General features: G+C 63.9%; 7 protein-coding genes. 6 read left to right on the top strand and 1 reads right to left on the bottom strand.

Features of this window, described 5'->3' with window-relative positions; all coding sequences use genetic code 11:
- The first annotated feature begins 284 nt into the window (after positions 1 to 284).
- Positions 285 to 1,229 carry an alpha/beta hydrolase gene (locus ACFWPX_RS05070; protein WP_378926279.1) on the top strand — a complete coding sequence of 315 codons (945 nt, stop codon included), beginning with the start codon at positions 285 to 287 and terminating at the stop codon, positions 1,227 to 1,229.
- 15 nt (positions 1,230 to 1,244) lie between these two features.
- Here ACFWPX_RS05070 and merB read toward each other — a convergent pair whose 3' ends face one another.
- Positions 1,245 to 1,922: an organomercurial lyase gene (gene merB / locus ACFWPX_RS05065; protein ID WP_378926278.1), complete on the bottom strand. Its 678-nt coding sequence runs from the start codon at positions 1,920 to 1,922 to the stop codon at positions 1,245 to 1,247.
- Positions 1,923 to 2,195: 273 nt separating this feature from the next.
- Here merB and ACFWPX_RS05060 point away from each other — a divergent pair, with 273 nt between their 5' ends.
- The 5 genes from ACFWPX_RS05060 to ACFWPX_RS05040 all read left to right on the top strand — a co-directional run bounded on the left by ACFWPX_RS05060 (position 2,196) and on the right by ACFWPX_RS05040 (position 10,385).
- Entirely contained in the window at positions 2,196 to 3,494 is a 1,299-nt protein-coding gene (locus ACFWPX_RS05060; RefSeq protein ID WP_378926277.1) for a lipase family protein, read from the top strand.
- A 254-nt stretch (positions 3,495 to 3,748) separates the two neighbouring features.
- Positions 3,749 to 3,919: a hypothetical protein gene (locus tag ACFWPX_RS05055; RefSeq protein WP_378926276.1), complete on the top strand. Its 171-nt coding sequence runs from the start codon at positions 3,749 to 3,751 to the stop codon at positions 3,917 to 3,919.
- Between the two features lie 354 nt (positions 3,920 to 4,273).
- The gene (locus ACFWPX_RS05050) at positions 4,274 to 5,251 is read left to right on the top strand and encodes a sterol desaturase family protein (RefSeq protein ID WP_378926275.1); all 978 of its coding nucleotides are present in this window, start codon (positions 4,274 to 4,276) and stop codon (positions 5,249 to 5,251) included.
- Positions 5,252 to 5,412: 161 nt separating this feature from the next.
- Entirely contained in the window at positions 5,413 to 6,783 is a 1,371-nt protein-coding gene (locus tag ACFWPX_RS05045) for a toll/interleukin-1 receptor domain-containing protein (RefSeq protein WP_378926274.1), read from the top strand.
- Positions 6,780 to 10,385 (top strand): hypothetical protein, encoded by a 3,606-nt coding sequence (locus tag ACFWPX_RS05040; RefSeq protein WP_378926269.1) that lies wholly within the window; start codon positions 6,780 to 6,782, stop codon positions 10,383 to 10,385. The genes ACFWPX_RS05045 and ACFWPX_RS05040 overlap by 4 nt, the downstream gene beginning before the upstream one ends.
- Positions 10,386 to 10,599: the final 214 nt, after the last annotated feature.

The following is a 10,599-nucleotide window of genomic DNA, read 5'->3' as shown; positions in this document are numbered from 1 at the left end:
CCCAAATATATAACAGGGTGGGGGGGGCGCTAGTTTTAGAAAACCCCACCGCCCCCCCAACCCGGGGCCCGCCCCCCCCCCCCCCGCGGGGGGCCCCCCCCCGATACTCGCCTGCCCGACAGGACACGGCGTTGGTGAACACCTGATGACCGATGTTCACCAGCGGGTCCAGAAGTGATCGGCGACAACGGGATTCGAGAACAGCAACGGGCGGCCGGATAAGACGAAAATTGGGGTAGATCGACATGGCTGTACACACCGGCGCTGATGATCATGTAATAGCCGTGAAGCGCTCATTCGCGGCACGGTTGACCATCTGGGCATCGCGGATCTTCGTTCGGCCGACACTGTGGCTACTGCCGCTGCACTCGTCGATCGGGGTTCGCGGCTACCGCTTCACGCAGGTCGTGGCCTGTCGGATGTGGTTCGGTCCGACACTCCCGCACACCAAGGTCGATGCCGCGGGGCCCAACGGCAGGGCCGTCGGCGAATGGGTGGGCGGGCAGCCGGAGCCCGGCGGCCGGTTGATCTATTTCATCCACGGCAGCGGATACATCAGTTGCAGCCCGTGGACCCATCGTGGCCTGGTTTCGGAACTGTCGCGCCGACTGCATCGACCGGTCTTCGCCGTGCGCTATCGGTTGGCGCCGAAGTACCGTTTCCCGGCCGCCCACGACGACATTCTCAATGGCTACCTGACGTTGATCAAGCAGGGACACCAGGCGAGCGAGATCATCGTGATGGGCGATTCAGCCGGTGGCCACCTCGCCTTGGGGCTGTGTGGCCAACTACGCGAACTCGGTCTCGAACAGCCCGCCGCGGTGGTCGGGTTCTCGAGCGTCGTCGACCCGACATGGCAACTGGCGCAGGCACACAACAAACTCGTGTGGGACCAATTCGTCTCCGGCCGCACGGGTCGGCGAATCATGCAGACGTATCTGCGCGGGGCGGATTTCAGTGATCCGCGCCTGGATGTGCTCGGCGCGGTCGGACCCGACCTGCCGCCGATGCTGTTGCAAGTGGGTGGGAGCGAAGTTCTCGCCTCGGACTCCGAGATCTATGCCGCGGCATTGCGCTCAGCAGGCGGACGATGCGAGCTCGAGGTGTGGTCCGGCATGTTCCATGTGTTCCAGATGGGTTACTCACGGCTATCGGAGGCACGGGGCGCTCTCGACAGCGTCGAGCGGTTCGTCGAGAGCATCGACGCGAACAACCACGCTGCTGCCTGATCCAGAACCGCGTGCCTAGGGCAGCTGCCAGAAGGATCCGGTGAGCCCGCACGCATCGAGCAGCTGTTGGTTGTGTTCGCGAGTGTGGGGCTCGAAGTCCGGGTGCAGACGGTCTCCGTACCAGGGGCCGGCGAGACGCCATACCGCTCTCCCGTCCGCGATGTAACCGCTGCCGGGCGCATGGTCGGCGGTCCACTGCTCGGCGTGTTCGCGATCGCAGAACATGCGGATCATCGTGCAGGTGGCGACGACGTCGTCCCACCACTGTGCTGCCGGGCGCGGGAATCGGACCACGAGCTCGGCCGGCGGTTCGGTATCCGGTCCCGAGCGGAAACTGATCCCGGTGCCGCAGTGGGGGCAGGCGGTATCGATGCGGACGTCGAGATGCAGCGCCGCGCTGATGCCGAAGGAGTCCCACGCGCATCCGCCCCACCACCGGCGGTCGTCGTACCCCTCGGCCGGCGTCACCACGAACGCCATCGGCGCGGCGGTGAACGGGTGTGCCATGCGCACCGCATCGCCATCGGGCGCCAGCACCAGCGCATGCGCGTCGGCCAGCTCGTGGAGAAGCCGCTGGACTGCTTCGCTGGTGCTCTGTGTCAATCGCGCCAGCTCGGCGATCGATGGCGCGCGGCCCTGGGTGGCGAAGATGTCGTAGACCAGATCGCGAATTCTGCGTTGCGGTGTGCTCACGTCGATCCTTCCGGGCCGAGGCAACCTGCACTCCGTCTGGAGCGGGGGCATCGACGAAGAGCGGTTCACCCGCAGATCAGGCCGCACTGACCTGCCACTGCTTGCCGATGTTCCAGATCAACGATATTTGGCCATCGGCTGGTTTATGTTGTAAATCTGACAATTGTCGATGCCCAACTAGGTGCGGGTGCAGAGATGATCAGGGATGCGGGGCAGCGCGTGTGATCAGACATCGACGCGCACCTGCCCTTCCCTCGATTGTGGAGCCCTGCGATGAATTTCGCCTTCAGACTCTCCGTGCCGAAGCGGCCGACCGTGATGGTCGGCTGTGTCGCCACCACCATCGCTTTGCTGTGTGGAGCATCCGCGCACGCGCAACCAGCGGTTGACCCGATCGCCGTCGCCGACCCCTATTCGGCGAATCCGCTGCCGTCGGCCGCTCCTGGCGACATCATCGCCAGCCAACCGGTGACGATCCTGACAGCGCCGGCCCGGTCCACCCTCATCAGCTACCAGAGCGTGGACGCGCTCGGCGCCCCGATGGCCGTCTCGGCGACGGTTCTTGATCCGTTCATGCCGTGGCACGGCCCGGGCGAGCGTCCACTGGTCACCTTCACGGTCGGCACCCACGGTCAAGGCGATCAGTGCGCGCCTTCCAGGCTGCTCACCGGATTGATCCACTACAGCCCGTTGCTGGACGTGATGCTCGAATACGAGACCGCGTTCATCGATCTGCTGCTCGCGCGCGGCATCGCCGTGGTGGTAACCGACTACCAGGGCTTGGGCACCCCGGGCACCCACACCTATTTCAATCGTGCCGCCGAAGCGCACGCGGTACTCGATGCCGCCCGTGCCGCACAGCGTCTGCCGGGTACCAGCATCCCCTCGAACGGTCCGGTCGGAATCTGGGGCTACTCCCAAGGTGGCGGCGCGGCGGCGGCGGCCGCTGAATCCGCCGGCACCTACGCGCCCGAACTCGACCTGCGCGGCACCTTCGCCGGTGCGCCCGTCTCGCACCTCGATGACGTGCTCAGCTACTTCGACGGCACCGCGATAGCCGGCGCCGTCGGCTACTACCTCAACAGTGTGATGGCCGTCTATCCCGAAGCCGTGCCCGAGATCGAGGCGATTCTGAACCCGGCCGGCATAGCCATGCTGAACACTGTCCGCAACCAGTGCCTGTTCGAGACCACGTTCACCTACGGTCTGCAGCAATCGAAGCAGTGGACCACCAGCGGACGTCCGATCGCCGAGCTGCTGATCGAAAACCCCGTGCTGAGCGCGATTCTCGACGAGCACCGCGTCGGTAACGGCACGCCGAGCGCACCCGTCCTGATCGTCACCGGCGACAACGACGACATCGTGCCCGCCGACCAGGCCCGCGAGGTGGCCCAGAGCTGGTGTTCACGCGGCGCCACCGTCGACCTCGTCAATTCCCCGGTCCCGGACTTCCTGCCCGGCTTGGGCCCCGGCCACAACATCAACGAATACGCCGCCAACTTCCTGTGGACCCAGCCCCTACTCGACCAGATGTTCAACGGCGCCCCAGCTCGCAACACTTGCGAGGCATAAGCCGCTGCCACCAGGGTCGGAGGCTCCATGTTTTCGACCGGGGTGGTCCCGGACGCCGTTGACATATGAAAACCAGGAATTCGACCTGCCTGCAGCCGAATACAACACGCCGAAGTCATAGCGCCGAGAAGGTTGGACAACACGACCCCTCGGACCATGAAGGTCCGAGGGGTCGTCTACATGCCAGGGCGCTCCGAGCTCATTTTCGACGCGATCAAACCTCAGCTCGACGCGCTAACCGAGCGAGCCGGTCAATGGCATTCCGCCGCGCGCCCGAACCGCCGTATGGGTGGGAGCTCTACAGCCCGTTCCGGGTCGTCTGCCACGGGTCGCTCGACAACGTAGCCGCATGGCTTACCGCAGCCGAACAGCGCGACGGACGGCCTCTGACCGTGGCCGAGACCAGCGGGCGGGCGGACGGGTGATCACGCTCGGGTTCGCCGTCGCAACTGGCCTGCCGTTGGCCGTACTGGTCGGGGTCGTGCTGTGGCCTGAGCGCATCCCGCCCGACCGCACGGTGTCAGCCGGTCACTGGGCCTGAACTGTCGTCAACTGCGGGCTGTGACCAAAAATCCGCCGAGAATTCGGGACCAGCTTCCTGCCGGACCGATGCTGCCCCGCCGCACCTGGTCAGTGCACTCGAAATCATGGCTTGATGGGCCTCTGGCAGGCGACGGCCTGACCTGACCCCGCTGGTTCGGTCGCGCCGGCGACAAGGTGGCGATCAGCCACACCTTGGGTTTCTGGTGTGGAGCGCCGCTCCGGACGATGGTTTACCTATGAGTGGCATGAAATCGATCGCCGAGGCGTGGCGGGAGAAGTTCCGGGCCCGCAGCCGGACCAGAGTCATCTTGGCTTGCGGAGTGCTCCTCGCGGGACTGAGCACGGCTGCCGTAGTCATCGTCATTCCCCGACTTGCGTCTGCGATGTCCGGCATGGATGTCTCGACCGTGCTGATCTGGCTGGCAATTCCGGTCTTCATCGTCGCCGTTGCGGCGGAGTTCGTGTATCTCGAGCGTCACGGCAAACCGTACGACTACCGTGACTCAGCTACCTCCATCGCCGCCGGTCTGGGGTACCAACTCCTCAACATTCCATGGGCGCTGGCGGAACTCGCGATCTTCGCGTCTGTTTCTTCGCTGGTGCCGTGGCACCTCGAGGGTTGGGTTGCGTGGGCCGTCGCACTTATCGGGGTCGACTTCGCCTACTACTGGTTTCACCGCGCGCACCACGAAATCCGGGTGTTCTGGTCGGTCCACGTCGTGCACCACTCGAGCGAGAGCTTCAACCTCACCACGGCACTACGTACGCCTTGGCTGGTTGTCACGTCCCTGCCGTTCCTCGCACCACTGGCACTGTCGGGAATCGATGGCAAGATCATCGCCGCCGCCTACGCGATCAACCTGCTGTACCAGTTCGGCATCCACACCGAGGCCATCGACAAACTCTGGGCGCCTATCGAATTCGTGTTCAACACGCCGAGCCACCACCGCGTGCACCACGGCTCAAACACTGAATACCTCGACCGCAACTACGGTGGTGTGCTCATCATCTGGGACCGCATCTTCGGCTCCTTCGAGCGGGAGGGCGAGCGGGCGATCTACGGCCTCACCAAGAACGTCAACACCTACAACATCGCAAAGATCAATGCCCGCGAGATAGTCGCGATCTGGCAGGACGTCAAGAACGCTGCGAAATTCTCGCACAAGCTCGGCTTCCTGTTCCGAGGTCCCGGTTGGCAGCCACAGCCGAACTGATGCCCGGCGAAGTTCGAGTAGTCGACTACTCTACGGCGCGGCTACGTCGGATTCTATTCTGAACTCGGTTCTAGACGCATTCGCAGGCGATTCACGCTGGTGCTGCGCTACCCCAGCGTGAACGGGTGTTTTGTGGCGCAATCCGGAACGAGTGTTTGGGCATGAACGACGATTTCTGGGACGATCTTCTCGCGCATATCCGGCAGCGGGTTCTGGTGCCGGTTGTGGGGCCCGGCGTGACCAGGGTCGATATCGGGAATGCCGATCAGACGTTCACCACGCTCATCGGTCAACGCCTTGCTGAACGCTGGAACCTCTCCGTGCCGCCCGGAATGACCACCATGGATGAAGCGGTGGCGGCGTTTGTGCGCGAGCGCGGTCAAGACGAGATAGAGCGGTTGTATCGCGTCATCAACGACATCATCGTGGAGGTCGATCCAGAGCCCGGTGATGCGCTTCGCAACCTCGCCGCGATCGATGACCTGCGCTTGTTCGTGAGCACGACGCCCGACCGGGTGCTTGCGAAGGCAGTGAACACGGTCCGTTTCCAGGGACGGCCGGGCGCAAGAGAGATTTCATTCTCGCCCAACCAATCCACCAGTGAACAGTCGCGAAATGCCCAACCGGCCACGGCCGCCGATACCGTCGTGCTGAATTTGTACGGTCAAGCCGCTTCCACGCCTCAGTATGCGATCCATGAGGAAGACCGGCTGGAGTGGCTGCACGCATTACTCAGCGAAAAGGCGAGCCTTCCCGACTGGGTCAGCTATCAGCTGAAAGAACATCCGCTACTCTTCATCGGCTGCGAGATCCCCGACTGGCTCGGACGGTTCCTCTTGCGTATGTCCAGCAGTACTCGGTTGTCGCTGGAACGTATTCCGTTCTTCCTCGCCGGCTGCTCGACGTCACGAGAACCTTCCCTTTCGAGTTTTTTCGCAACGTACTGCCGGAAGACTCTGGTCCAGCAACTGGACATCGAACCAGCGGCGTTTGTCGCGGAATTGCGAGCGCGCTGGCAGCAGCAGACTGCTCCGAGGCGGCACGATGTGGTTGGCGCCGCCGATCTTTCGCGTCCTGACGCACCGACGATCTTCATCAGCTACATGCGGGAGGACGCGGACGCGGCCCGACGGGTGTGCGATGCCATCTCGAATCTAGGTGGGGACGTGTGGCTCGACGAGCGGCGACTCAGCCCAGGAGATGCCTGGGAACACGAGATCCTGAGCAGTATCCGCCGAACTGTCCGTCTGTTCGTCCCGATCATCTCCGCGAACACCGAGCATGCGGAAGAAGGCTACGTTTTCAAAGAATGGTACGAGGCGGCAGATCGTGCACGCTCAATCCCGAGCCGCCGCTTCATCGTGCCCGTGGTTATCGACGACAACTACGATCAGAACCCGAGCCGATACCGGCAGATGCCAGATTGCTTCGGGCGCTTGCACTTCGGTAGAGCACCCGGAGGCGAGCCGGACGCGGGGCTCATCGCCATGCTGCAGGATGAAATCCGTGCGATGCGGCGGGCAGCGGCATGACTCTCGTAACGAAAGCCAGGCAACTCGACAGCGAGAATCCGTGGCCGGGGCTGGAGTCGTTCGACGAAAACGGGCAGGCGTTCTTCTTCGGGCGCGACCGTGAAGCAGAGTCGTTGCTGAACCACGTGCGCGATGCTCCGGTCACGATCTTGTACGGGCGGTCCGGCCTCGGGAAGACGTCGCTGCTGCGGGCCGGCCTTTTTCCCGCACTTCGCGACGAGAACTTCCTGCCGATCTACATACGCTTGGATCTCGCACTGGATGCGACGGCGCTGTCTCGCCAGCTACACCGTTCGGTGCACCACTCGATCCGGGCTGCCGCACCCGATGCGATATTGCCCGCCGACGACGAATCGCTCTGGGAGTACCTGCATCGCAAGGACTTCGAACTCTGGAGTGCACAGAACTACCCGCTCACGCCGGTGATCGTTCTCGACCAGTTCGAGGAGCTCTTCACCCTCGGTGAGCGCGTTCCAGATCTCGTCCGGGAATTCATGCATGACCTCGGCGACCTTGCCGAGAACCGGATTTCCGACGATGTGGCGGCACGGATCGACAACGATGAGGCCGAGGCCGGTCGGTTCCAGCTGCGGTCGCAGAATTTCAAGTTGCTGATCACGTTGCGGGAGGACTTTCTTCCCAACCTCGAGGAATGGTGCCCGCTCATTCCCGCGCTGGGACGTTCGCGGATGCGGCTGCTTCCCTTTAGAGCCGACGCGGCGTTCGATGCGGTCCACAAGCCGGCCGAGCACATGATCACCGATGCTCTCGCGCGCCGGGTGGTGAGCATCATCGCCGGCGAGGACCTCCACCTCGGCCGAGATGCCTCGTGGGTCGACGTCGATGACGACCTCGCGGCATCGGAGGTGGAGCCCGCGCTGCTGAGCCTGTTCTGCCGCGAGCTCAACCAAGAGCGGAAGCGACGCGGTCAGGCGCACTTCGACCAGCAGCTGGTCGAGGACGCCAAGCGCGACATTCTGTCGAACTACTACGTGTCGTGCGTGCGTGATCTGTCGCCGCGAGTCGCGGAGTTCATCGAGTCCGAGCTGATCACCGAGAAGGGGTTTCGCGACAGCTACGCCCGTGAGGACGCGGTGCCATCACGGCTGACCGACGACGAACTCGCTCGGCTGATCGGCTCGCGCCTGGTGCGGCTCGAGGAATACCGCGGCGCGCAACGGATCGAACTGACGCACGATGTGCTCACGGGCGTCGTGCGCGAACACCGCGACCGGCGACGCTCGGACGAGAAACGCGCGGCGCATGCGGCCCGTGCCGAACGGGAGAAGCAAGCCCTGCTGGACGCTGCTGCCCAGCGTGAGGCCGAACTCGATGGTGAGCGGCGGGCGGGACGGCGGCTCAGGCGGCTATCGGCTGTGCTGGCAGTGGTGTGCGTCGTGTCGGTCGTGCTGGCTGTAGTGGCCGCGATCTATTGGCGGTCGGCCGCCGACGCCCGCAATGAGGCCGATGCCCACAGCAGAGAGGTTTTCGTCGGGCGTCTGACCTCGCAGGCGCAGGCGATGTTGGCAGGCGACCGGGCTGGCGGTAAGTTGGAGGCACTCGATAAACTGCTTGCAGCGCAACATATCTCGAAGAATCCTGACCTCGGCGCACTGGTGACGACGTTGCGGAACGAGGCGCGCTTGCACAAGATCATCGACCTGGGGATGGGCGATGGTGTGCTCAGCGCCGACGGTCGGCGGATTGCCACGCGCACACCGTCCGGAATCAAGCTGGTTGACACGGATACGGCGAAGCCGATCGGAGAGCCGTTCGCTGCCGACGGCACACTCGAGGCGGTAAGCCCGGACGGGCGGTATCTCGCATTGAGTGACCGGGACGCCGTCATTCGGGTCTGGGACTCGGCCACGGGTAAGCCGATCGGGCCGCCTGTGACGGGCGGCAAAGGCCGGCTGCAAGCCGCTGTCATCAGCCCGGATGGTAACCGGGTCGCCGCAAGCTACGCGGATCACGCAAGTTTGTGGGACGCCCGGACCGGGCAGCAGATAGCGCCCTCGCTGGGTGGGTCCGACACACAGGTGCGGGCTCTGGCGTTCAGCCCGGATGGGAACCGCCTGGCTTCAGCAGGTTTCAAGGGGTCTGTAAAGCTCTGGGATGCCCAAAGCGGCGCGACACTCGGCGAAACAGCACCTACCGACGGCCCGCGCCTCGCCGGCAGCGAAGCGATATCGAGTCTGAGCTTCAGTCCCGACGGACACTTCATCGCCGCCGGCGGCAACACCTTCGGCCTCGGTACATTGTTGAGCGAAGGCACACCGTTGCGGATCTGGAACGCCGATACCGGCGCCAAAGTCGAAAACCCGGTAACCGGCAATTTCGGCGACATCGTATCGGTGGCATTCAGCCCGGACGGGGGCCGGATCGTCACAGGCGGCAGCGACAAAACCGTACGGCTGTGGGACCCGAACACCGGTCAGCCGGTCGGCAATCCGCTCGGTCTCAATGCAGTCGTCCAGTCCGTCGCCTTCACTCCTGACGGCAATCGAATCGTTGCGGTAGCCGACGATACCGCCCAGGTATTCCACGCCGATCCCGATGCCGCGTTGACCACCGAGGTAGGCGGCAGCAAAGCGGTTGAGCTGACGACGATGGAAACCAGGCACGGGGTGGACAACCGAACGGATCGCCCGCGAATCGTGGTCCTTCGTGACGGTGCGCTGCGACGGTTGGACGCCGACACCGGTGAACAGGTTGGGGCCGTGATCGTTTCCGAGGCACTCCGAGGAGGCATGCAGATCTCTTTCAGCCCGGATGAACGCTGGCTCGCGGTTGTGGGCCGAGACAACGATATCCGTGTCCTGGATGCAGCAAATGGGCGGCAGCGCGGCGCGCCGATCAAAGGGCACAACGACACACTGAATGCGGTGAAGTTCAGTCCGGATGGGAAGACACTCGCAACTGGAAGCAGTGACAACACGATCCGGCTCTGGGACTGGACAGAGGGGCGGAAGGTCGGCGAACCGTTGACAGGTCACAAATATGGCGTGAAGGAAATTGCGTTCAGCGAGGACGGCCGTCGTCTGTATTCCCTCAGCAGCGACTCCGTCCGGATCTGGGATACCTCAACGAGGCAACCGGTCGGCAAGACAATCGAGGGCTCCTTCACGACCATGACACTCAGTCATGACGGCCGGCGCATCGCGGTCGCAGACGACGAGGCGATCCGCCAATGGGACGCCGAAAGCGGCGACGCCGTCGGAGAGCCTTTCGAAGGTCACGACAAGTCCGTCGATTCCGCCGGCTACAGCCCCGACGGCAGGTACCTCGTCTCCGCCTCGACAGACCACACGCTGCGTTTCTGGGACGCCCACACCGGACTTCAGATCGGCCAACCGATCGACACCGCCCCGGTCGGCTTGACCCCAATTATTGAATTCAGCAAGGACGGACGTCGCGTTTTCATTGTTGCCACGGGGCTCTCCTTGGACGGCAAGCCTCCGTTTGTGGGCGGCGGGATCTGGCAGCTCCCGGCGCCCGCCGCGTGGAGGGACGAGCTCTGCGACAAACTCACCTCGAATCCAAGCGACGAGCAATGGAAGAACTGGGTTTCGAACGACATTCCGAACTCCGAACTGTGCTAGGGCAAACCCCAGCCATGATCCGTTGTGTCGCACCCGGTCTGCGGCGGCAACCGGATGGGAGGGGTCAGGCCGAGTTCCACCGCAGCCTCCTCGGTGGTAGCTGAAGCTCGCACCGCACGGCCCCACGTCGATTCGGGGTTCGATTCTTTGTAGTGGCACTATGTTGCTGCGGGACGCGGCCGCGATGACGTGGGCGCACGGATTCTTCGACAGC

It is taken from the genome of Nocardia sp. NPDC058518, from assembly GCF_042719655.1.
Classification (GTDB): Bacteria; Actinomycetota; Actinomycetes; order Mycobacteriales; family Mycobacteriaceae; genus Nocardia.
The sequence above is the reverse complement of the archived record's forward strand: the minus strand, read 5'-3'. Positions and strand labels throughout refer to the sequence as shown.